Origin of the sequence: Variovorax boronicumulans (assembly GCF_030812215.1) — a bacterium.
Taxonomy (GTDB): Bacteria; Pseudomonadota; Gammaproteobacteria; order Burkholderiales; family Burkholderiaceae_C; genus Variovorax; species Variovorax boronicumulans_C.
In genome coordinates, this window is sequence record NZ_JAUSSG010000001.1 from 725,025 (window position 1) to 747,886 (window position 22,862).

At 68.0% G+C, this 22,862-nt stretch carries 21 protein-coding genes; 11 read left to right on the forward strand and 10 right to left on the reverse strand.

Going from position 1 to position 22,862, the window contains the following annotated elements:
• Window positions 1-30: 30 nt before the first annotated feature.
• From J2W23_RS03330 to J2W23_RS03350, 5 genes are read left to right on the forward strand one after another with little or no spacing between them, the layout of a single operon-like run.
• Complete coding sequence (locus tag J2W23_RS03330; RefSeq protein ID WP_307647674.1) at window positions 31-2,793, forward strand: circularly permuted type 2 ATP-grasp protein; 2,763 nt, start codon at window positions 31-33, stop codon at window positions 2,791-2,793.
• A gap of 36 nt (window positions 2,794-2,829) precedes the next feature.
• On the forward strand, window positions 2,830-3,651 hold the full coding sequence (locus J2W23_RS03335; RefSeq protein WP_176658358.1) for a basic amino acid ABC transporter substrate-binding protein: 822 nt from the start codon (window positions 2,830-2,832) through the stop codon (window positions 3,649-3,651).
• Window positions 3,652-3,672: 21 nt separating this feature from the next.
• The gene (locus tag J2W23_RS03340) at window positions 3,673-4,638 is read left to right on the forward strand and encodes a transglutaminase family protein (RefSeq protein WP_176658359.1); all 966 of its coding nucleotides are present in this window, start codon (window positions 3,673-3,675) and stop codon (window positions 4,636-4,638) included.
• Complete coding sequence (locus tag J2W23_RS03345; protein ID WP_042580499.1) at window positions 4,635-5,093, forward strand: RidA family protein; 459 nt, start codon at window positions 4,635-4,637, stop codon at window positions 5,091-5,093. The genes J2W23_RS03340 and J2W23_RS03345 overlap by 4 nt, the downstream gene beginning before the upstream one ends.
• A gap of 50 nt (window positions 5,094-5,143) precedes the next feature.
• Complete coding sequence (locus J2W23_RS03350; RefSeq protein WP_307647675.1) at window positions 5,144-5,509, forward strand: DUF2845 domain-containing protein; 366 nt, start codon at window positions 5,144-5,146, stop codon at window positions 5,507-5,509.
• 1 nt (window position 5,510) lies between these two features.
• On the opposite strand, the gene J2W23_RS03355 is transcribed toward J2W23_RS03350, so the two are convergent.
• Window positions 5,511-6,431: a LysR family transcriptional regulator gene (locus J2W23_RS03355; protein WP_176658361.1), complete on the reverse strand. Its 921-nt coding sequence runs from the start codon at window positions 6,429-6,431 to the stop codon at window positions 5,511-5,513.
• A gap of 72 nt (window positions 6,432-6,503) precedes the next feature.
• Between J2W23_RS03355 and J2W23_RS03360 the strand changes: the two genes are divergently transcribed.
• The gene (locus tag J2W23_RS03360) at window positions 6,504-7,178 is read left to right on the forward strand and encodes an HAD family hydrolase (RefSeq protein WP_307647676.1); all 675 of its coding nucleotides are present in this window, start codon (window positions 6,504-6,506) and stop codon (window positions 7,176-7,178) included.
• 13 nt (window positions 7,179-7,191) lie between these two features.
• A complete protein-coding gene (locus tag J2W23_RS03365) occupies window positions 7,192-8,331 on the forward strand; it encodes a DSD1 family PLP-dependent enzyme (RefSeq protein WP_307647677.1) in 1,140 nt (379 codons plus the stop codon).
• A 20-nt stretch (window positions 8,332-8,351) separates the two neighbouring features.
• Here the strand turns inward: J2W23_RS03365 and J2W23_RS03370 are convergent, their stop codons facing one another.
• Window positions 8,352-9,905 carry a serine hydrolase domain-containing protein gene (locus J2W23_RS03370; protein ID WP_307647678.1) on the reverse strand — a complete coding sequence of 518 codons (1,554 nt, stop codon included), beginning with the start codon at window positions 9,903-9,905 and terminating at the stop codon, window positions 8,352-8,354.
• A gap of 214 nt (window positions 9,906-10,119) precedes the next feature.
• Between J2W23_RS03370 and J2W23_RS03375 the strand changes: the two genes are divergently transcribed.
• Window positions 10,120-11,850 carry a GMC family oxidoreductase gene (locus tag J2W23_RS03375; RefSeq protein ID WP_307647679.1) on the forward strand — a complete coding sequence of 577 codons (1,731 nt, stop codon included), beginning with the start codon at window positions 10,120-10,122 and terminating at the stop codon, window positions 11,848-11,850.
• On the opposite strand, the gene J2W23_RS03380 is transcribed toward J2W23_RS03375, so the two are convergent.
• Genes J2W23_RS03380 through J2W23_RS03415 form a run of 8 tightly spaced genes read right to left on the reverse strand, consistent with a single transcriptional unit; the run spans window position 11,750 to window position 18,463 of the window.
• On the reverse strand, window positions 11,750-12,775 hold the full coding sequence (locus J2W23_RS03380; RefSeq protein ID WP_307647680.1) for a LacI family DNA-binding transcriptional regulator: 1,026 nt from the start codon (window positions 12,773-12,775) through the stop codon (window positions 11,750-11,752). The genes J2W23_RS03375 and J2W23_RS03380 overlap by 101 nt on opposite strands.
• Window position 12,776: 1 nt before the next feature.
• Window positions 12,777-13,757 (reverse strand): 2-hydroxyacid dehydrogenase, encoded by a 981-nt coding sequence (locus J2W23_RS03385; RefSeq protein WP_307647681.1) that lies wholly within the window; start codon window positions 13,755-13,757, stop codon window positions 12,777-12,779.
• Window positions 13,758-13,762: 5 nt separating this feature from the next.
• Window positions 13,763-14,716 (reverse strand): sugar kinase, encoded by a 954-nt coding sequence (locus J2W23_RS03390; protein ID WP_307647682.1) that lies wholly within the window; start codon window positions 14,714-14,716, stop codon window positions 13,763-13,765.
• A gap of 10 nt (window positions 14,717-14,726) precedes the next feature.
• On the reverse strand, window positions 14,727-15,470 hold the full coding sequence (locus tag J2W23_RS03395; RefSeq protein ID WP_307647683.1) for a sugar phosphate isomerase/epimerase family protein: 744 nt from the start codon (window positions 15,468-15,470) through the stop codon (window positions 14,727-14,729).
• A 10-nt stretch (window positions 15,471-15,480) separates the two neighbouring features.
• A complete protein-coding gene (locus J2W23_RS03400; RefSeq protein ID WP_013540639.1) occupies window positions 15,481-16,236 on the reverse strand; it encodes an amino acid ABC transporter ATP-binding protein in 756 nt (251 codons plus the stop codon).
• A gap of 27 nt (window positions 16,237-16,263) precedes the next feature.
• Window positions 16,264-17,061 carry a transporter substrate-binding domain-containing protein gene (locus J2W23_RS03405; RefSeq protein ID WP_307647684.1) on the reverse strand — a complete coding sequence of 266 codons (798 nt, stop codon included), beginning with the start codon at window positions 17,059-17,061 and terminating at the stop codon, window positions 16,264-16,266.
• A gap of 51 nt (window positions 17,062-17,112) precedes the next feature.
• Complete coding sequence (locus J2W23_RS03410) at window positions 17,113-17,766, reverse strand: amino acid ABC transporter permease (RefSeq protein WP_307647685.1); 654 nt, start codon at window positions 17,764-17,766, stop codon at window positions 17,113-17,115.
• A gap of 25 nt (window positions 17,767-17,791) precedes the next feature.
• Entirely contained in the window at window positions 17,792-18,463 is a 672-nt protein-coding gene (locus tag J2W23_RS03415) for an amino acid ABC transporter permease (RefSeq protein WP_307647686.1), read from the reverse strand.
• A 296-nt stretch (window positions 18,464-18,759) separates the two neighbouring features.
• Between J2W23_RS03415 and J2W23_RS03420 the strand changes: the two genes are divergently transcribed.
• The 3 genes from J2W23_RS03420 (at window position 18,760) to J2W23_RS03430 (ending at window position 22,860) form a co-directional block, all read left to right on the forward strand.
• Window positions 18,760-20,472, forward strand: coding sequence for a hypothetical protein (locus tag J2W23_RS03420; protein ID WP_373423867.1), 1,713 nt, complete (start codon window positions 18,760-18,762; stop codon window positions 20,470-20,472).
• Between the two features lie 314 nt (window positions 20,473-20,786).
• On the forward strand, window positions 20,787-21,524 hold the full coding sequence (locus J2W23_RS03425; protein ID WP_307647688.1) for a metallophosphoesterase family protein: 738 nt from the start codon (window positions 20,787-20,789) through the stop codon (window positions 21,522-21,524).
• Window positions 21,525-21,630: 106 nt separating this feature from the next.
• A complete protein-coding gene (locus J2W23_RS03430; RefSeq protein WP_307647689.1) occupies window positions 21,631-22,860 on the forward strand; it encodes an amino acid aminotransferase in 1,230 nt (409 codons plus the stop codon).
• The last annotated feature ends 2 nt before the right edge of the window (window positions 22,861-22,862 follow it).

Sequence of the window (22,862 nt, forward strand, 5' to 3'; positions counted from 1 at the left end):
CCCGTGACGGCAGTGTGACAATCCTCCCCTGTGGAACCCTTGAACGAATCCCTGTTCGACGCCCAGGCCCTGGAGTTTCCAGCGGCCCTGGCGTCGACGCTCGCGCCGGCCGCCCTGCCCGGCCACTTCGATGAATTGCGTGGCGGAGCCACGCCGGCGGCGCCTCTGCGACCCGCATCGCCGGGCACGGCCCCGGCGGCAAGTGCCCCGCTGCTGTACGACGCGGCGACGGAGCGCCCGGCGGCCACGCAATCTCAATCGCAGTCCTCGTCTTCCGCATCGCAGTCCCAGGGCCAATCGCAGTCGCAGCAACCGGCGGTGCCCGGCGAAACCCCACCGCTCACACCCGCCTGGAACGCCTTCTTCGACCAACTCGGCCCGGGCGGCTTCAACGACCTGCCACGCCGCGCGGTCAGCCTGGAGCGGCAGATCCGCGACAACGGCGTCACCTACAACGTCTACGCCGATGCCACCAACGGCCCGCAGCGGCCCTGGTCGCTCGACCTGTTTCCGCTGATCGTCTCGCCCGAGAGCTGGAGCCAGATCGAGGCCGGCGTGCTGCAGCGCGTGCGCGTGCTCGACCGGGTGATGGCCGATGTCTACGGCCCCCAGCAGTTGCTGAGCGAAGGGCTCATTCCCCCGGCGCTGGTGCGCGGCCATCCGGGCTACCTGCGCGCACTGCACGGCGTGAAGCCGCCGGGCGACACCTGGCTGCACATCGCGGCCTTCGACCTCGCACGCGGCCCCGACGGCAACTGGTGGGTGGTGTCGCAGCGCACCCAGGCGCCCTCGGGCCTGGGCTACCTGCTGGAGAACCGGCTGGCCATCACGCGGCAGTTTCCGCAGGCCTTCGAGGCGCTGCACGTGCAGCGCCTGGCCGCCACCTACAGCGCCATGATGGACGGCCTGCAGCGCATGTGCCCGGCCGGCGTGCCGCCCCACATCGCCCTCCTCACGCCCGGCCCGTACAACGAGACCTACTTCGAGCACGCGTACCTCGCGCGCTACCTGGGCGTGACGCTGGTCGAGGGCAGCGACCTCACGGTGCGCGACCAGCGCCTCTACCTGAAGACCCTGCAGGGCCTGCGCCCGGTGCACGGCCTCATCAAGCGGCTGGACGACCAGTTCCTCGACCCGCTGGAGCTGCGCCCCGATTCCACGCTCGGCGTGCCCGGCCTCCTGCAGGCGATCCGCGCCGGCAATGTGCTGGTGGCCAACATGCCCGGCTCGGCGTTCCTCGAATCGCCCGCGCTGCTCGGCTTCCTGCCGGGCCTCGCGCGCCGGCTGATCGGCGAGAAGCTCAAGCTGCCGGCATTGCCCACCTGGTGGTGCGGCGAACGCGCCGCGCTCGAGGCGGTGCTGCCGCAATTGGGCGACTGCTTCATCAAGCCCACCTACCCCGGCATCGACGGCCGCACGAGCTTCGATGCGGTGCTTGGCAGCCAATTGGGGCGGCGCGAACTCGACGAGTGGGCCGGCCGCATCGTGCGCGAAGGCGACGCCCACACGGTGCAGAGCTACCTGCCGCTGTCGCAGATTCCCACCTGGGCGAGCGACCTCGGTCCTGGCCACATCGCACCGCGTGCGGTGCTCCTGCGGGTGTTCGCCGTGAGCGACGGCGCGCGGTCGTGGCGCGTGCTGCCCGGCGGCCTCGCCCGGCTCGCGGGCGCCGACGCACAGATCGCCTCGATGCAGCGCGGCGGCAGCAGTGCCGACGTGTGGGTGCAGACGCACGGCGAGGTCGATCGCACCACGCTGCTGCAGCCGCACGCCACGCCGGCCTCGCTCGCGCGGCACCGCGCGCCGGTCACCAGCCGTGCGGCGGAAAACATGTTCTGGCTCGGCCGCTACACCGAACGCGCCGAGAACGCGGTGCGCCTCGCGCGTCTCACGCTCAACCTGCTGGGCGGCGAAGACCAGTCGTCGCGCCCGCTGCTCGAATGGCTGCACCGCATGGCCGTGCGCAATGCGCTGGTGCCGGCCGAGGCGCCGAGCGCACCGCAGTCGCGCCGGGTGTTCGAGCGTGCCCTGGTGGCAGAACTGGGCGATGTCGCCAGCGGCGGCAGCGTCGGCTATAGCCTGCGCTGCATCCGGCAGGCCGCGGCGGCGGTGCGCGAGCGGCTCTCGCAGGACAACTGGAACCAGATCGTGCGCGCCGAGGCCGACTTCCTCCGCCGTGCCGCAGAGCAGGCCGGCGAAGGCAGCTTTGCCGCCAGCGCCGCGCTGCGCGCGCTGGAATCCGCCAGCACCGCGCTGGCCGCCATGACCGGCGCGCAGACCGACCGCATGACGCGCGACGACGCCTGGCGCCTGCTGTCCATCGGCCGCCACATCGAGCGCCTGGGCTTCCTGTCGAACGCGCTCGAAGTCGGCTTCGACAACGGCGCGGTGCACGAGGTCAGCGGCTTCGAGGCGATGGTGGCGCTGTTCGACAGCACCATCACCTTCCACGCGCGCTACCAGCAGCGGCGCGACGTTGCCACGCTGGTCGACCTGCTGGTGCTCGATGCGGAGAACCCGCGCTCACTGGCCTGGGTCACGCAGACCCTGCGCGGACGCATTGCCCGGCTCGCGGGCAGCGCGCCCGGCAAGCTCACCGCGCTGTCGTACGAACTGCCCGATCCGGCCACCTGGACACTCGAGCACCTGTGCGCCGCGGGGCCGGACGCGAGCTATTCCGCGCTGATCCAGTTGCTCGCCAACTGCGAGACGGCCGCCTACCATGTGTCGGACGCCATCGGCACGCGCTACTTCACGCTCACATCCGAATCGCTGCGCTCCGTCGGAGCCTGATCGATTCGACAACGATATTTCGAAGGAGGCATTTCCATGTCAGGCATCGCCATCAACCGCCGTCTCGCACTCTCCGCCGCCGCACTGCTCGTCGGCCTCGCGCTCGCCGGCTGCGGCAAGCAGGAAGCCGCCGCGCCCGCCACCGCTTCAGCGCCCCCACCACCCGCCGCGGCGCGCGTGCTGGTCGTCGGCACCGACGCGGCTTACGCACCCTTCGAATCGCAGAACGAAAAGGGCGAGGTCGTGGGCTTCGACATCGACGTGGTGAAGGCCGTCGCGCAGAAGGCCGGCATCGAGGTGAAGTTCGTCAATACGCCGTGGGAAGGCATCTTCAATTCGCTCGACCAGGGCGACCGCGACCTGCTGGTGTCGTCCATCACCATCACCGACGAGCGCCGCCAGACCATGGACTTCTCGCAGCCCTACTTCGAGGCCAGGCAGCTCATCGCGGTGAAGAGCGATTCGCCGGTCGCGAAGTTCGACGACATCAAGACGCTGAAGGTCGGCGTGCAGAACGGCACCACCGGCGACGAGGTGGTGGGCAAGCTGCTGGGCAAGTCGAGCACCGCCATCAAGCGTTTCGAATCGACCCCGCTCGCGCTGAAGGAACTCGAAGCCGGCGGTGTGCAAGCCGTGGTGGCGGACAACGGTGTGGTGGCGCACTACCTTGCGAACAACGCCGCGGGCGGCTTCAAGACAGTGAGCGATGCGGGCTTTCCGTCGGAGCAATACGGCATCGCGGTGAAGAAGGGCAATGCCGAGCTCCTGGCCAAGATCGACAAGGGCCTCGCGGACATCAAGGCCGACGGCACCTACGCGAAGATCTACGCGTCGCATTTCGGCGCCGCGTCGAAGTAAGAAGCGGTTGCCGACAACACCATGCTGCTGCACGTCACCCACGAAACCCGCTACGAGTACGCACCGCCGGTCGAGACGGCGCAGCACCTGGCCCACCTGAAGCCGCTGGCCACCGGTTCGCAGCGGCTCGTGAGCCACCTGCTCACGATCGATCCGCCGCCGGCGCAGCGCGGCGAGCTGCCCGATGTCTACGGCAACACGCGCGCCTTCTTCGCGCTCGAGGCCACGCACGACCGGCTGGTGGTCACGGCCGAGAGCGTGGTCGATACCTCGGTGCCGGTGCTCTCGGGCGCCATCGCGCGCGAGCTGCCCTGGGAGGCGGTGCGCGAGCGCTTCCGCTTCCGCAAGGACGCCACCTTCGACGCGGCCTCCGAGTTCGTCTTTCCCTCGCCCTACGTGCCGCGCCACGACGACTTCGCCGCCTATGCGCGCGCGAGCTTCGTGCCCGGGCGTCCCACCTTCGACGCGGCGATGGACCTCACCGAGCGCATGTACCGCGACTTCGACTACGACGCCGACAGCACCGAGATCAACACCCCCGCCGTCGAGGCGCTGGCCCAGCGCAAGGGCGTGTGCCAGGACTTCGCGCACATCATGATCGCGTGCTTTCGCACGCTGGGCCTGCCCGCGCGCTACGTGAGCGGCTACCTGCTCACGCAGCCGCCGCCGGGCCAGCCGCGGCTGGTCGGCGCCGACGCCTCGCACGCGTGGGTGTCGGTGTACCTGCCCGGCGAGAACGAAGACGGCGACGGCGCCGGCGGCTGGGCCGACTTCGATCCCACCAACGGCCGCCAGCCGGGCGAGGACTACGTCACGCTGGCCATCGGCCGCGACTACTCCGACGTCTCGCCGATGCGCGGCGTACTCCATGGCGGCGCAAGGCACACGCTGCGTGTCGGGGTGACCGTGCAGCCGGTGGGGGAAGTGGTCCAGCTCGCGCCGCAAAGCCAGACACAATCGATATCCCAAGACAAGGAGTCTCCATGAGCGTTTACGACAAACTTTCCAGCCTCGGCATCACCCTGCCCCCGGTCTCGGCCCCCGCCGCCGCCTACGTGCCTTTCGTGCAGACCGGCAACCTCGTGTTCCTGTCGGGCCACATCGCCAAGAAGGACGGCAAGGTCTGGGCCGGCCAGCTCGGCGTGAACATCACCACCGAGGAAGGCAAGCAGGCCGCACGCGCCATCGCCATCGACCTGCTGGGCACGCTGCACGCGGCCGTGGGCGACCTCAACAAGGTCAAGCGCATCGTCAAGGTGATGAGCCTCGTGAACTCGGTCGGCACCTTCACCGAACAGCATCTCGTGACCAACGGCGCGAGCGAATTCTTCGCCGAGGTCTTCGGCCCCGAAAAGGGTGCGCATGCGCGCAGCGCGTTCGGCGTGGCGCAAGTGCCGATGGGCGCCTGCGTCGAGATCGAGCTGATCGCCGAAGTCGGCTGATCCGCCAGAAAAAGCCCCGCCGGTCGGGGCTTTTTCAATCCTTCAAAGCCATGAACATCGCCCTGCGCACCCTCGCCTCGACTGCGCTTCTGTTCGCCGCCCTGCAACCGGGCGGCGCGTCCGCGCAATCGCTCAGTTGCGGCGGCTTTCTCGCAGGTGTCGGCGAATCGAAGTTCTCCGTGCTCAACAAATGCGGCGAGCCGGTCCTGAAGGACATCGTCTGCGTCAACCGGCCCCAGGTCGAAGTGATCGTCGCGCCGGGCGCGCGCGGCGGCGGCACGCGGCAGATCATCAGCCAGCAGTGCGTCCCGATGGAAGACTGGACCTACCACCGCGGCCAGGGCAACTTCCTCGGGATCGTGCGGTTCTATAACGGCGCCGTCGAATCGGTGCGCGACGGCGACCGGGTCCCGTGACCTACGGCGAACCGCCGAAGCTAGCCTCCAGAAATTCGATCAGCGCTTGCACCCGCGCCGTCCGCCCCTTGCGGGTAGGCACCAGCAACACGACGGGCGCGCTGTCGAACTCCCAGTCCTTCAGCACCCGCACCAGCGAGCCCCGTGCAATCGCGTCCGCCGCGTCCCATTCGGAGCGCAGCACCAACCCCATGCCCTGCTCGGCCCAATGCCGGGCCACGCTGCCGTCGTTGGTCACGAAGGCCGGTGCGATGCGCAGCGTTTCGCGCGCGCCGGCGCGGCGCTGTGCCTTCGGCTTCGCGGCTCGGCGCACATGCCACAGCGTGACGTCTTCGTCGTTCTCGCGGATGACGATGCAATCGTGCCCCACCATCACGTCGCGCGGAACGCGGGGCGTGCCGCGCGCGCGCAGGTACTCGGGGCTCGCGCACAGCCAGCGCTCGTTGGCGCTCAGCGTTCGCGCGACCCACGACGAATCGCGCACCGTGCCGATGTGGATGATCGCGTCGGCATCGTGCCGGTCGGGCCACGGCGTCTCGCGCAGGTCGAACTGGATGCGCAGGCCCGGGTGCAGCCGGGCGAAGCGCGCGAGCATCGGCGCCACGTACTGCCGGCCGTAGCCGAAAGGCGCGGCGACGCGCAGCGTGCCTGTGAGGCGGCGGTCGTCGCGCTGCATCGATTCGCGCAGGCCCTCGATCTGCCCGAGCAGCGCCGCGGCCTCGCGCGCGAAGCGCTCGCCCTCGGCCGTGAGGCTCAACCGCCGTGCGGTACGGGTCGCCAGCGAGAGGCCGAGCGTGGCTTCGAGCTTGCGCAGCCGCATCGACAGCGCGGGCGGCGTGACGTCGAGTGAGCGCGCCGCCGCGCTCAGGGAAGGCTCGCGCAGCAGGGCGGCCGCGAGTTGCATGTCTTCGATCTGGATCATTAAGCTGTGCTGAACGATTGATGACCGTGCATTGAAGCACAACGACGGTCTGGAAACGTACAGTCCATGGTCATGCAACAAGCCCCCGTCGCCACCCTCGCTCCCGCCAGCGCCTACCCGCGCGCCGTGCTCTTCGACCTGCTCACCGCCCTGCTCGACTCGTGGACCGTGTGGAACGCCGCCGCCGGCTCCGAGGAAAAAGGCCGCGCGTGGCGCGCCGAATACCTGCGCCTCACCTACGGCTGCGGCGCCTACGTGCCCTACGAGCAACTGGTGAAAGACGCCGCCCGCAACACCGGCATGGCCGGCACCGCACCCGATGCCCTCGAAGCGCACTGGGACGAATTGCCCGCCTGGGACGGCGCACGCGAGCTGCTGCAGGCACTCAAGCCGCATTGCAAGCTCGCGGTGGTCACCAACTGCTCGCAGCGGCTCGGCCATCGCGCGGCGGCCCTGCTCGGCATCGACTGGGACGTGGTCGTCACTTCGGAAGAAGCCGGCTTCTACAAGCCCGACCCGCGCCCCTACCGCATGGCGCTCGACCGCCTGGGCGTGCCGGCGAGCGAAGCCGCCTTCGTCGCCGGCTCGGGCTACGACATGTTCGGCACCTCGGCCGTGGGCCTGCGCACTTTCTGGCACAACCGCGTGGGGCTCGCCTTGCCGAACGGCGCGCCGCCGCCCGAGCAGCAGGCCCCGACGCTTGCGCCCGCGCTGCCCTGGCTCCAATCCTTCGCTTCGATTTCCTGAACGGACGACTCCCATGAACGCCCTCACCCTCGCCACCATCGACACGCCCGCCGCCATCGTCGAGCAGCCGCGCATGCAACACAACATCGCGCGCATGCAGGCGCGCATGAACGCGCTCGGCGTGCGCTTCCGCCCGCATGTGAAGACCAGCAAGTGCATCGACGTGGCGCGTGCGCAGCAGGACGCGGGCGCGCAAGGCATCACCGTTTCCACATTGAAGGAGGCCGAGCAGTTCTTCGCCGCGGGCTTCACCGACATCCTCTACGCCGTGGGCATGGCGGCGCACCGGCTGCCGCATGCGCTCGAGTTGCGCCGCCGCGGCTGCGCGCTGTCGATCATCACGGACGGCGTGGCCTCGGCGCGCGCCATTGCGGAGTTCGGCCGCGCGAACGGCGAGGCCTTCGACGTGCTGATCGAAGTCGACACCGACGGCCACCGCTCCGGCATCCGTCCGGACGACGAGGTGCTGCTCGACGTTGCCCGCGTGCTGCACGACGGCGGCATGCGCCTGGCCGGCGTGATGACGCACGCCGGCTCCAGCTACGACCTGGACACGCCCGAAGCGCTCAAGGCCATGGCCGAACAGGAGCGCGCCGGTTGCGTGCGCGCCGCACAGCGGCTTCGCGATGCGGGCCTGCCCTGCGCCGTCGTCAGCGTGGGTTCCACACCCACGGCGCTGATGGCCGAGCGCCTCGACGGCGTGACCGAAGTGCGCGCGGGCGTCTACGTGTTCTTCGACCTCGTGATGCGCAACGTCGGCGTCTGCAGCACGGACGAGATCGCGCTGAGCGTGCTCACCACCGTCATCGGCCACCAGGTCGAGAAAGGCTGGGCCATCGTCGATGCGGGCTGGATGGCCATGAGCCGCGACCGCGGCACGCAGAAGCAGAAGCGCGACTACGGCTACGGCCAGGCATGCGGGCTCGACGGCGCGGTGCTCGACGGCTACGTGCTCAGCGGCGCGAACCAGGAGCACGGCATCCTGTCGCGCGAGGGCGCACCGGACACGGACATCGCCACGCGCTTTCCGATCGGCACGCGCCTACGCATCCTGCCCAACCACGCATGCGCCACCGGTGCGCAGTTTCCCGAGTACCAGGCGCTGGCCGAGGACGGCGCGCTGCAGCCCTGGGGCCGCTTCCACGGCTGGTGATCGGGCGCGCGTTCAGGCGTTCAGGCCTTCGCGCGCGTCCCCGTGAGCGTCGGCAGTTCGGTCGCGCTGGAATTGACGTTCACGCTGCGATCGAAGCGCATGTAGGGGCCCGAGAAACGGCACTCCACCGTGTCGCGGAACGCCGACTCCACGAAGGTCCAGGTCATGACGAAAGTGCGCGCGTCGCGCCACTCACCGCTGGCCACCACGCGCATCACGTCGGGCTGGTACTCGTGGTGCAGCTTGTTGCCGGTGATGGTGGTGTCGCCCTCGAAAGGCTTCTTCAAACCGGCCTGCACCTTGTGCGTGCCGCGCTCGTCTTCCATCGTGAAGATGCAGGTGTCGCCCGTGAAGTCGAGGCGCATCGACTTCACCTTCTCCGCGTTCTCGGGAAAGTCGAAGCGCACGCCGGAGACGTTCGCGGCCACGGGTGAACTCGTCGGCTTCACTGGCGGCAGCAGCTGCAACGTGCGCGTGCGGTTCTTCAGCACGGCGTGGTCTTTCTCGCTGGCCGCCGTCGCGCTGCCGAATGCCGCGGGAAAGTGCTTGTAGAGGATGCCCGCGTTGAAGCCCGCCTTCGGCGGCAGCGCCGAGTTGAGCGCGAGCACCGCGTTCTGCTCGGGGAACACCACCGAATACTGGCCGAACAATCCGTCGGCGTTGTAGGCCCCGTGCTGGCCCAGCCACCACTGGTAGCCGTAGCGGTCCTTGGTGTGCGGCTGGTGCACCGAGGCCACCCATTCCTTCGTGAGGATCTGCTTGCCGTTCCACACCCCGTTCTGCGCATGCAGGATGCCCAGCTTGAGCGAATCGACCGTCTTCCAGCTCAGGCCGTTGGCACCGGGCGAGATGCCCTCGGGGCCCACGTCCCATTCGTAGCCGGTGATGCCCAGCGGATCGAAGAAGCGGGGCTTGAGGTAGTCGGCCGTCGACTGCCCCGTGGTCTTGGTGACGATGGCCGACAGCATGTAGGTCGCCGCGCTCGTGTAGACGAACTTGCTGCCGGGCGTGTGGACCACCGGGATCTTGAAGAACTCCGCGATCCAGCTCGTGCGGATCGGCCGCCACACCGAGCCCGACACCATCGACTCGTGGCCGGTGCGCATCGTCAGCAGGTCGCGCACCGTCATCGCCGCGAGGTTGGCGCTCACGGTAGGCGGCAGGTGTTCGGGGAAGAAGGAGACGACCTTGTCGTCCAGGCCGAACCGGCCCTCGGCAATCGCCATGCCGACTGCGCACACGGTCACGCTCTTGGTGAGCGAGTGCGTCATGTGCCGGCGCTCGGGCTTGTAGGGGTCCCACCAGCCCTCGGCCACCACATGGCCGTTGCGCCACAGCATGAAGCCGTGCAGCTCGAACGCACCGCGCTCCGCATCGTCGAGGAAGGCGAGGATTGCAGCGGGCGAAATGCCCTGCGCCTCGGGCCGGCTGCGCGGCAGGCCGTCGGCGAAGACCGGTGCCGCAGCGCCGGTCGCGGCCCATCCGATGCCGGGCAGCGAGGCCATGGCGGTGCCGCCGATGGAAAGGCGCAGCAGGCCGCGGCGCGAAATGGCGGGGATGGTTGTCTCTTGCATGTTGTTGGTTTCCTTGTCTTGTCGGTGGACAGGTTGCATCAGTTTGGTGCAAGGACCTGTCAATCGCCTGTCGCAAGCAGGAGGGGAAACCCCAGAGGCACCGGCGACTGCATACCTTCGACCAACGGGAAAACGCTAAGGGGCCGCCCGCGCGTTGTTCCTACAGTCGATTCGCCCGGCAACCGGACGCAACAACAAAAGGAACACAGGCGCCATGGAATTCGACTACGTGATCGTGGGCGGCGGCTCCGGCGGTGCCACGCTGGCCTCCCGCCTCAGCGAAGACCCGGCCGTGACGGTCTGCCTGATCGAAGCCGGCGGCGACGGCCGCGGCATCCTGGTGCGGGCGCCCGCGGCCACGGTGGCGATGCTGCCGGGCCGGCCGCAGATCAACAACTACGCCTACCAGACGGTGCCGCAGCCCGGCCTCGGCGGGCGCCGCGGCTACCAGCCGCGCGGGCGCTGCCTGGGCGGATCGAGCGCGATCAACGCCATGCTCTACGTGCGCGGCCACCGCGACGACTACGACGACTGGGAACGCGCGGGCTGCGCGGGCTGGTCGTTCGACGAGGTGCTGCCCTACTTCAAGCGCGCCGAAGGCAACGAGCGCGGCGAGAGCGCGCTGCACGGCGGCGCGGGGCCGCTGCAGGTGTCGGAGCAGCAGAGCCCGCGGCCGATCACCGAAGACTTCGTGCGCGCGGCCATGGCCTGCGGCATTCCGCGCAACGACGATTTCAACGGCGCCGAGCAGGAAGGCGTGGGCCTCTACCAGGTCACGCAGTTCCACGGCGGCGCGAAGAACGGCGAGCGCTGCTCGGCCGCCGCGGCGTACCTGCACCCGGTGATGCAGCGCCCCAACCTCACGGTGCTGACCGGCACCCAGGCCCTGCGCGTGGTGCTCGACGGCCAACGCGCCACCGGCGTGGAAGTGCGACGCGGCGGCAACACCGAGGTGATCCGCGCACTGCGCGAGGTGGCGTTGTGCGGCGGCGCCTTCAACTCGCCGCAACTGCTGATGCTCTCGGGCATCGGCGACCCCGTCGAGCTGGGCCGCCACGGCATCGCCGTGCGGCACGCGCTGCCGGGCGTGGGCAAGAACCTGCAGGACCACACCGACTTCATCCTCGCCTACACCTCGAAGGAGACCGATCTCTTCGGCATCGGCGTGGCGGCCGGCCTGAAGCTCACGAAGGCGATCTTCGAATGGCGCAAGAGCGGCAAGGGCCTCATCGCAACGCCGTTTGCCGAAGGCGGCGCCTTCATCAAGTCGTCGCCCGAGCTGCGCCGGCCCGACCTGCAACTGCACTTCGTGATCGCGATCACCGACGACCATGCGCGCAAGCTGCACGCGGGCTTCGGCTTCTCGTGCCATGTGTGCGTGCTGCGCCCCAAGGGCCGCGGCGACGTGCGGCTGAACGACGCGAACCCGCTGTCGGCGCCGCGCATCGACCCGCAATTCCTCTCCGATGCCGAAGATATGGCGCTGCTGCTGCAGGGCGTGAAGAAGATGCGCGAGATCCTGCGCGCACCGGCACTCGAGAAATACCGCCACCGCGAGGTCTACACGGCCGATGCGCACACCGACGAAGAACTCACGCAGCACATCCGCGCGCGCGCCGACACCATCTACCACCCGGTGGGCACCTGCAAGATGGGCGTGGATGCGATGGCGGTGGTCGATGCGCGGCTGCGCGTGCACGGCATCGAGAACCTGCGCGTGGTCGATGCCTCGGTGATGCCGACGCTGATCGGCGGCAACACCAACGCGCCGACGATCATGATCGCCGAGCGTGCATCCGACTGGATGCGCGGGCCGATCACCTTCGACCGAGCCGTGCAGGATGCTAGGACGCCTTCGACGAGCCCCGCACCATCAGCTCACCCGGAAGAAGAAGCTGGCGCGGTGCCGAATCCAGCCCACGCAGCCGCTCGATCAGGCATGTAGCGGCCGTGCGGCCGATGGCATCGGTGGGCTGCGCCACGGTGCTGAGGCCGGGGCCGATCAGCGAGGCCCATTCGGGATCGTCAAAGCCGACGAAGCCCAGGTCGTCGCCGAAGTGCAGGCCCAGCCGCGCCATCGCCTGCGCCACGCGCAGCGTGACCACGGCATTGCCCGCGACTACTGCGGCGCGGCGGCCGCGCTTGGCGCGCTTGCGCAAGGCGGTGAGTGCCGCATCGAGTGCATCGCTCTCGCCTTCGACCGATTCGAACACCTCTCCCGCCACGCGCGGCTCGTGCGCGGCCACGCAGGCACCGAAAGCCGCCGTACGCTCGCGCCGCGAACTCACGCCCTTCTGCGGCTCGGTGACGTAGAGCAGCTCGCGATACCCGCCTTCGACCAGGTGGTTGCAGGTGGCCTGCATCGCCGCGTGGTTGTCGAGCGAGACGAAGTCGGTGTGCATGCCCGTGTGGCGCCGGTCGACCAGCACCGCGGGCTTGCCGTGCAGCGTGACCGCATCGACCACGTTGCTGCCGCGGCCCAGCGTGTTGAGGATGAAGCCGTCGACCTGGTAGCCCGCGAGCGCATCGATGGCCTCGCGCTCGCGTTCGCTCTCGTTGCCGAGGTTGAACAGCATCACGAGGTAGCCGGCGTCCTGGCAGGCTTTTTCGGCGCCGCGCAGCACCGCCACCGAGTACGGGTTGGTGATGTCGGCCACGATCAGGCCGATGAGCCGCGAGCGGCCGTGGCTCAGCGCCTGCGCCATCGGGCTCGGCGAATAGGCCAGCTTGGCGATGGCGACCTCGACGCGCGCGGCGATGTCGGGGCTCAACAGCCGTTCGCGGTGGTTGAGGAAGCGCGAGACCGTGGCTTTGGAAACGCCCGCGGCCTCGGCGACGTCGGCGATGGTGGCGCGGCCCGTGGGCTTCATGTCACGCGGCGGCGGTGTCGTAGGGCGCGGTCGGCTTCTCGCCGGCCAGCACCTGCAGCAGGTTGGTCGTGGCCAGCTCGGCCATCGCGTGGCGCGTCTCGTGCGTGGCCGAGCCGATGTGCGGCAGCGGCGTCACGCGCGGATGCGTGCGCAGCGGCGAATCGGCCGGCAGCGGCTCTTTCGCGAACACATCGAGGCCGGCGGCGCGCAGCGTGCCGTGGTCCAGCGCGTGGAGCAGCGCGTCTTCGTTCACCGTGGCGCCGCGGCCGCCGTTGATGAACGATGCGCCCGGCTTCATGCGTGCGAAGAAGGCGGCGTCGATCATGCCGCGCGTGGCGTCGGTCAGCGGCAGCATCGCGAGCACGATGTCGGCGCGCGCGAGCAAGTCATCGAGCGGCGTGTGCGTGGCGCGGCCTTGCAGTTCGGGCGCCTGCGCGGCCAGGTCGACCGGGCGGCGTGCGTGGTAGAGCACCGGCATGCCAAAGCCCAGCGCCGCGCGCCGCGCCACGGCCTGGCCTATGCGGCCGAACCCGAGGATGCCCAGTGTCTTGCCGTGCACGTCAGTGCCGAAAAGGTCTTCGCCGATGTTCTTCGTCCATCGGCCTTCGCGCACGAGGTTCGAGAGTTCGACGACGCGGCGCTGCGTGGCCATCAGGATCGCGAACACCGTGTCGGCCACCGTCTCGGTGAGCACGTCGGGCGTGTGGCACAGCACGATGCCGCGCTTGTGCAGTTCGGCGATCGGGTAGTTGTCCACGCCGACCGACACGCTCGAGATCACCTCCAGCTTCGGCGCCGCATCGAGCAGCGCGGCATCGACCGGGTGGCTCGATCCGATCAGGCCGTTCGCCGAAGCAAGCGCGGCGGCGAAGGCCTCGGGCTCCTTGCGCGGATCGGCAACGGTCACGTGGTGCGCGGCCTGCAGGCGCGCGAGCTGGTCTTCGGGCAGGGGCCGGAAGACGAGCACGTTCTTCTTTGTCATGATCTTCAGAGCCCCGCTTCTTCGAGTTCCGCACGCGTCGGCAGGCCTTCGGTGTCGCCCAGCACCTGCACGGCGCGGGCGCCGATCCAGGCGCCGCGGCGCACCGCCTCGGGCACGCTCTTGCCTTCGAGCAGCGCGCTCACCACGCCGGCCGCGAAGCCGTCGCCCGCGCCCACAGTGTCGATCACTTCCTTCACCGGGAAGCCATCGACGCGGCCGGTGCCGGCCACGTCGCTGTCGTAGTAGGCGCCCTCGGCGCCGAGCTTGACGACCACCAGCTTCGCACCGCGCTCGCGGTAGAAACGCGCCACGGCCTCGGGCTCGCTGTGGCCGGTAAGCAGCAGCCCTTCTTCGATGCCGGGCAGCACCCAGTCGGCGCGCGAAGCGAGTTCGTTGACCCAATGGCGCATCGTCTCGGTCGAAGACCACAGCGTCGGGCGCAGGTTGGTGTCGAACGAGATGGTGCGGCCGGCCGCGCGCATCACGTCCATGGTCTTGAGCGCAGCCTGCAGGCTGGTGTCGGAAATCGCGGCGAACACGCCCGTGGCATGCAGGTGGCGCGCCGAGCGCAGCCAGGCTTCGTCGACATCGGCCGGCCCCATCTGGCTCGCGGCCGAGCCCTTGCGGTGGTATTCGACCGGCGGATCGCTGCCGTCGGTGACGCGGCCCTTGAACTGGAAGCCGGTGCGCTGCGTCGGATCGCAGATGACGTGCGAGCAGTCGATGCCCTCTCCCTTCATCGTCGCGAGCAGCGCGCGCCCCATCGAGTCGGTGCCCAGGCGGCTCGCCCAGCCCACCTTGAGGCCCAGGCGCGAAAGGCCGATGGCCACGTTCGTCTCGGCGCCCGCGGTGCGCTTGTGGAACGCCTGTGCGTTCTCCAGCGGCCCCGGCCGATCGGCCACGAGCAGCAGCATCGCTTCGCCGAAGAGTGCGACGTCGAAGGCAGTCGGTTCTGTCATGTGTGTGGTTCTACGCCCGTGCGGCGCGGATGAATTCGATTTGCGAGCGGGTGACGGCCAGCAGGTCGTCGCCCACCAGAGGGTATTCGATGGCGTGGGGCACGTCGGCCGGCAAGGCGCGCAGCACCGCACGCCATGGTGCGACGGAATCGCCCATCGGCACCGCCACCCATTTGTGCGGCAGGCGCTGCGCGCCCTTGCAATGCACGTAGCGCACGCGGTGGCCGAGCGCCTGTGCCGCATGCAGCGGGCATTCGCCCAGCCAGTGCCAGTTGCCCATGTCGAAGGTCATACCGAGCGAGACGCCTGCGCGGTCGGCCGCGTCGAAGAAGGCCTGCAGTGCGGGCAACGTGCCGGCGCGCACCGTCTGGTCGTTTTCGATCAGCAGTTCGACGCGCGTCTCGGCAAGCTCCACCTTCAGGCCCCAGAGCGAGCCGTGCGACGAAGCCTGGAAATCGCCGATGGACATCTTCAGCCGCTTCGCGCCCACGCGCGTGGCGGCGGCAATGCCGCGCTTGAGCGCCGCGCTGTCCAGCCAGCCGCCTTCGGCCCACAGGCCCTCGGGACTCGAATAGACAGAGGCGAGGCCGTTCAAGGCCGGCAGTTCCGCATCTGCATCGCGCAGCATCTCGCCGCGCACTTCCACCGAATCGGCACCCGCCGCCCGCGCAAGCTGCGAGCACCAGAGCTGCCCATGCCGCCCCACCTCAGCTGCGCCGAAGGACGACAGAGAAATCAAAACCTCGAAGGACATCAGTGGGCGATCAATGGGCTTGGTGAGAACTGAGAATTTGACCGAGGAACTGGCGCGTGCGCTCGTCCTTCGGGTTGCCGAAGAATTCTTCGGGCGGCGCCTGCTCCACGATCTTTCCTTCGGCCATGAAGATCACGCGGTCGGCCACGCTGCGGGCAAAGCCCATCTCGTGCGTCACGCACAGCATGGTCATGCCGTCTTCGGCCAGGCCGATCATGGTGTCGAGCACTTCCTTGACCATCTCTGGGTCGAGCGCCGAGGTGGGCTCGTCGAACAGCATGATCTTGGGCGCCATGCACAGCGCACGCGCAATCGCCACACGCTGCTGCTGGCCGCCCGAGAGCTGGCTCGGGTACTTGTTGGCCTGCTCGGGAATGCGCACGCGCGTGAGGTACTTCATCGCCACCTCCTCGGCCTGCGCCTTCGTCATGCCGCGCGAGCGCATCGGCGCGAGCGTGCAGTTCTGAAGGATGGTGAGGTGCGGGAACAGGTTGAACTGCTGGAACACCATGCCGACCTCGGCGCGCACCGCGTCCACGTTCTTGCCGCCCGCGGTGAGGTCGATGCCATCGACCACGATGCGGCCCTTCTGCACCGTCTCCAGACGGTTGATGCAGCGGATCAGCGTCGACTTGCCCGAGCCCGAGGGCCCGCAGATCACGATGCGCTCGCCCTGGCGCACCGACAGGTCGATGCCGGTCAACACCTGGAATTCACCGTACCACTTGTTGACCGCTTCCATGCGGATGATCGATTCCGTCGTCATGCCAGGGATTCCTTCAAGCGCTTTGGCTTATTGCATCTTGGGCAGGTCGGCCTGCAGCCACTTTTGATAGAGCTTGTTCAGCTCGCCGTTGGCGGTGTTCTTCGCAACGAACTCGTTCACCGCCTTGGTCAGCTCTTCCTGGCCCGGACGCATCGCGATGCCCATGGACTGCTGCACCAGCGTGAACTTGTTTTCGTAGGTGCCGGCGGGCACGCGCTTGGCGATCTGCGCCGCGACGGTGACCGAGCAGCCGATCGCGTCGACCTGGCCCGAGATCAGCGCCTGCATGGCCGAGGCGTCGTCGTCGAAGCGGCGGATTTCGGTGCCTTCGGGTGCGGCCTTGGTCACGGCCACGTCTTGCGTCGAGGCGCGGGCCACGCCCACGCGCAAGCCCTTCAGGTCGGTGGCGGCCTTGATGGGGGTCTTGGTCGCGCCGTACAGCACGATGGTCGCGGCCGCGTAGGGCTGCGAGAACTGCACCTGCTTCGCACGCTCGGGCGTCACGGCCAGCGAGGCGACCAGCAGGTCGACCTTGTTGGTCAAGAGGAACGGAATGCGGTTCGGGCCGGTCACCGGCACGATGTTGGCCTTCACGCCCCAGTCCTTGGCCAGCAGCTTGGCCACGTCGGCGTCGTAGCCGTCGGGCTGGTTCTTCGCATCGGTGGTGCCGTAGGGCGGAAAGTCGACCAGCATGCCGATGGTGATCTCGCCCTTCTTCTTGATGTCGGCCACGCTTTGGGCGGCGGCGAAAGGCGCGAACACGGTGAGGGCGGCGCCGAGGCCGAGGGCTGCCAGTGCGGCGCGGCGGGTAGAGGTGCGGGTCATGGGTTGTGTCTCCTGAATTAAGAAAGGAAGCGACGAGAAAACGAAAAACGATCAGCGTGCGAGGGCGCGAGCGCGCTTGCGCTCCATGCGTGCCGCGAGCAAGGACAGCGGCCAGCAGATCACGAAGTAGATGGCCGCCACCACCGAGAACACGATGAGCGGCTGGAAGGTGGCGTTGTTGATGATCTGCCCCGCGCGGGTGATCTCGGTGAAGCCGATGATGGCCGCGAGCGACGTGCCCTTGATGATCTGCACCAGGTAGCCCACCGTGGGCGCGAGCGCGATCTTGAAGGCCTGAGGCAGCACCACGTCGCGCATGCGTGCACCGTACTTGAGGCTCAGCGCCTCGGCCGCTTCCCACTGGCCGCGCGGAATGGCCTCGATGCAACCGCGCCAGATCTCCCCGAGGAAGGCCGCGCTGTTGAGGATGAGCGCCACGCCCGCGGCGATCCACGGATTGATGTCCAGCCCCAGCACCGGTGCGCCGAAGAAGATCAGGAAGAGCTGCAGCAGCAGCGGCGTGCCCTGGAACACCTGGATGAAGACCATCGACGCATTGCGCGCCCACGCCGACTCGGAGGTGCGCATGAGCGCGATGATCAAACCCAGGATCGCGCCGCCGACGAAGGCGATGGCCGACAGCGCCAGCGTCCACTGGGCCGCTTCGAGGATGAAAAGGAATTCGGGAAAGCCGAAGGTACGCATGATGATTTCTTCCGTCCGTCGACTCTTACCGGCGGTCCGGATAGCTGAGCGTGCGCTTGTAGATCAGCTTGAACATCGCCGAGAAGGCCAACGCCAGCGCAAGGTAGATGGCAGCCACCACGATGTAGATCTCGAAGCTGCGGAAGGTCTGCGACTGCAGGTTGGCAGCCACCGAGGTCAGGTCGTCCGCCGAGATCACCGACACCACCGCAGAACTCAGCATCAAGAGGATGAACTGGCTCGTGAGCGCCGGGTAGATGGCCTTCAGCGCGGGCTTGATGATGACGAAGCGAAAGATTTCCCACGGCTTGAGGTTGAGCGCCCTGCCCGCCTCGATCTGCCCCTTGGGAATCGACTCGATGCCCGCGCGGATGATCTCGGTCGCGTACGCGCCCAGGTTCACCACCATCGCCACCAGCGCGGCCGTCTGCGGCGACCAGCGCAGGCCGATGGCCGGCAGCGCGAAGAAGAAAAAGAACAGTTGCACGAGGAACGGCGTGTTGCGGATCACCTCGATATAGGCATTGACGATGAAGCGCAGCCAACCCGGCCCCGAGGTCTTGCCCCATGCGCAAAAAATCGCGACCACGAGGCCCAGCACCGTGGCGATGAGCGAGAGCTGGACCGTGATCCACGTGCCCTTGAGCAGCAGCGGCCAGGCAGCGAAAACGGCGTCGAATTGAAACTGGTAGTTCATGGTTCGGCGTGCACGGCAGGGCCGTGCGCAGGCCTCCAAAAGAATGCTTGCAGCTTATATGAAACCGGTTTCAGACCTGCCTAGGGATTCCCCTAAGTGGGCGTTTTGACCTGGTGTGCTGTCCCGCAAATAGCGGCGCAAAATGAAATTGCGCCGTTCGCGGCAGGGCAAGGCGCAAACCGCAGCGATACCCGCAGGTATCGCGAGGATTTGCAACGCCGCCCTGGCGTGAACGGCGCGATTTCATGCGCCGCTATTTGCGGGACAGCACACTGGCTTCTGCCTACACTGGCGCGATGCTGAACCCACCTGCAGCCACCTTGCCCACAGAGGCGAATGCGCTCCCATCCGGAGCCCCGGGCGCTCCCGTCGTTCAGCATTTCAGGCAGGCACTGCTCTGGCCCCTTCGACTGATGCCTTCGCCCGATGCCAGGCACACGCACCACGGCCCCTGGCAGGTGCTGCGCGACATGGGCGATGCATCTCCCTGGCGCGAAGAGGTCGACGAATACACCGGCGACAGCAGCCGCTTCCACGAACGGCACTACCACGAGTTCGTGAGCTTCCTGCCGTATGTGCAGCGCTTCCTCTACGGCGAAGGGCGCTCCCGCAACAAGGGCGACGACTCGGCCTCGGGTAGCGACGGCGATTCGCCGATGCGCATCTTTCGCCGCCACGACATCGCAGCGGTGCGCGTGGTGTCGCAGCTGGGCGATGCACCCATCACGCTGGACGTGGTGCACTGCGACCTCTACTTCTTCTTCGACATCGACGTGGTGCTGCTCAACCTCGAAGTCGGAGTGAACCACCTGAGCCTCGCGCAGGCGCAGGACATCCTCTACCGCTTCGGCCGCGCCTACCCCTCGGGCTGGGAGCCCGATGGTTCGGCACTGCATTGCATGGCGAGCGTCGAATGGCTGGGCGCCGACGGCCGTGTGCTCGCGAGTTCCGACGCGCAGCAGCGCGAGAGCTTTCTCTCGCACGTGGCACAGCACCGCGCGCCACGCATCTCGTCGCACTGGGCCTACCTGATGCAGCCGCTGGTGAGCGACCATTCCGAAGACCCCGGCGCGCTGCGCTATCGGCAGATCGAGTACTACCGCATGCCGGTGATGGCGTACCTGTCGATGGACGATCCACGCCGCCTCACGCGCGACGACTTCGTACGGCTCGCACTGGTGACGGGCGCAGGCGCGACCGATGCCCACCTGCCCTACGCCGACCATCACCTCGCGGACTTCGAGCACAGGTACTGCTACGACCGCTTCTGGGTCGACGCGGGAGCAGCACCCAACACGCGCTACCTCTGCAACGGCCACGCGCTCGTCGTGGTGGGCGATGCGAACTCCGAGTTCTTCTGCTGTCGCGACCGCGGCGTGCTCGCACAGTTCAGGCACCAGCACTTCCTGCTGTTCCTCATCGCGCATTTCCAGAAGGCATCGCTCCTGATGTTCTCGGACCAGCTGGTCGAGGCGCTCAAGCGGCTCGACATCCGCAGCACGCCGAGCGTGAAGCAGTTCAAGCGCGCGATCCGCGCGAGCTTCGAGCGGTTCCTGCGCTTCACGCACCGCTACTGGTTCCACGAAATCTCCGAACAGGCGCAGGTGCGCGCGCTCTCGCACATGTGCGCCACGCACCTCGGGCTCGACCCGCTGTACGACGAGGTCAAGTCGCGCATCGCCGACATGAACACCTACCTCGATGCCGACAGCCTGCGCCGACAAGCCAGCACCGTCGTGCGGCTCACGGTGGTCACGCTGTTCGGGCTGATCGGCACCGTCACCACGGGCTTTCTCGGCATGAACCTGCTGGCCGAGGCCGATGCGCCGCTGTGGCGCAAGGCAATCTGGTTCGGCGTGGTGTTCGCCTTCACGACCTGGCTCACGATCTACACGATGGTGAAATCGCAGCGGCTGTCGGATTTCATCGATGCGCTGTCGAACGATCGGCTGGGATTTCGCGGGAAGCTGGCCGCGCTGGCTCGGGTGTGGCGGGCGGGGACGGACTGAGTCGTCTATTCAGGGCGGCGATCGCGTCGACGGGGTACCTTGCTCCGCGAATGTCCCCCGGCCTGCGGCCTCCTCCTTGATTTCGCTGCGCAAGGCACCCCATCGGCGCGCTCGTCTTCAGAGCACTGGTTGATCGGCCACACACCAGCAGCGTGCCCAGGTGCGCAGGGCATCGGGTGCTCCCCGCAGCGAAATCAAGGAGGAGCCGAAGGCGGGGGACATTCGCGGAGGGGAGTACCCGGTGGCCTGCGCACACGCCCCGAACTCCGCCGCGCGAACTAACATCGCCCTCTCCCCAACGCACGTCTCTCCGAATGCGCCTCGCCATCGTCTCCGACATCCACGGTAACCTCCCCGCCCTCGAAGCCGTGTTCGAGGACATCGAACGCCGGGGCGTGGACGCCATCGTCAATCTGGGCGACAGCCTCTCCGGCCCGTTGATGCCGCTGGAGACCGCGCAGTTCCTGATGGCGCAGGACTGGGTACAGCTCGCCGGCAACCACGAGCGCCAGCTGCTCACCGCGCCGGCGGACAAGCGCGGCGCGTCGGATGCGTTCGCGCACGCGCGGCTCGGTGCAAAGGAGTTCGCGTGGATCGCATCGCTGACGCACACGCACCGCCTCAGCGCGGACGTGATGTTGTGCCACGGCACACCGGCGAGCGATCTCGAATACTTTCTGGAAACGGTCGAACCCAACGACTTCCGCGCGGCCACGCAAGCGGAAATCGATGCGCGGCTCGGCAGTGTCGATGCAGCGCTCATCGCCTGCGGGCACACACATGTGCCACGCGTGGTGCATGCGTCGAGCGGGCAGTTGATCGTCAACCCGGGCAGCGTCGGCCTGCCGGCTTACGACGACATCCATCCGTATCCGCACGCCGTCGAGACCGGTTCGCCCCATGCGCGCTACGCCATCGCCGAGCAGCGCGACGGCGACTGGAGCGCCAGGCTCGTGGCCGTTCCGTACGACCACACGGCGATGGCGGCACTGGCGCTGGAGAACGGGCGGCCGGACTGGGCTCATGCACTCGCCACCGGGCGTATGCCGTAGCTTGCCGCGACCGTTCCGGACGAACGGTCCCAATTTCCGGCGCAACAGAGGTTGAGCGTTCGGGTGGTGCGAGGAAAACTCGCTCGCACCACAGGAGCTCCCTTCAATGTTCAAGAACCTTCCCGACTACGTCGAAGACCCGATCCTGGGCCTGTTCGATGCCTACCGCGCGGACTCACGCACCCGCAAGGTGAATCTGGGCATCGGCATCTACTGCGACGAGGACGGCCGCGTGCCGGTGCTGGCCTCGGTGCGCGCGGCACGCGAGCGCCTCGACGGCGCGGTGCCCAGCATCTACCTGCCCACCGAAGGTTTGCCGGCGTACCGCCATGCGGTCCGCGAGCTTGTTTTCGGCGATACGACGGCGGACCTACAGGAGCGCGTGGTCACGATTCAAACGGCGGGCGGAACGGGGGCGCTGCGGGTCGGCGCCGAGTTCCTTGCGAGCACGAATGCCCAGCCCCGAATCAGCATGCCCGCCCCCACGTGGGTCAACCACCAGGCGATCTTTCAGGCTGCGGGGTTCGAGGTCTCGCACTATCCGTACTGCACGCCGGACGGGCGCTTCGACATCGAGGGCGCGCTGGCCGCCATGCGCGACCTGCCCGCGGGAGCCGTCATGCTGCTCCACCCTTGCTGCCACAACCCGACGGGCATCGATCCCTCGCGCGAACAGTGGGAGCGGCTTCTCGATGCGATAGCACAGCGCGCGTTGCTGCCGTTCTTCGACATGGCCTATCAAGGTTTCGCCGAAGGCCCGGACGACGATGCGTGGGCCGTGCGCGAGTGCGTGCGGCGCGGGATGCCGTGCCTTGTCGCGAGCTCGTATTCGAAGAACTTCTCGCTGTATGGCGAGCGAGTGGGCGCGTTGAGCATTCATGCATCCGACCTCGAAACGGCCAAGGTATTGGGGCAGCTCAAGGTGGTTGTTCGCCGCAGCTATTCGTGCCCGCCCGCGCACGGTGCGGCGCTCGTGGCGGCTGTGCTCGAAGACGATGCGCTGAATGCGCAGTGGCGCGCCGAACTGGAAGGCATGCGCCAACGGATGCTGGGGGTGCGCGCTTCGCTGCATGCCTTGCTTGCAGCAGAACTGCCGGACGTCGATCTGTCGTTTCTCTTGCAGCAGCGCGGGATGTTCAGCTACTCCGGGCTGTCCACTGCGCAGATCGACCAGCTCCGCAGCCGGCATGGGGTGTATGTCGTGTCGTCCGGCCGCGTCTGCATCGCGGGCATCAACGCATCGAACATCGCGCAGGTCTGCGAGGCGCTTGTCGATGTGATGGGACGCACCTCCGAGCCCCGCGAGCAGATCACCCGGATTTCCTCACCCGCCTGAAA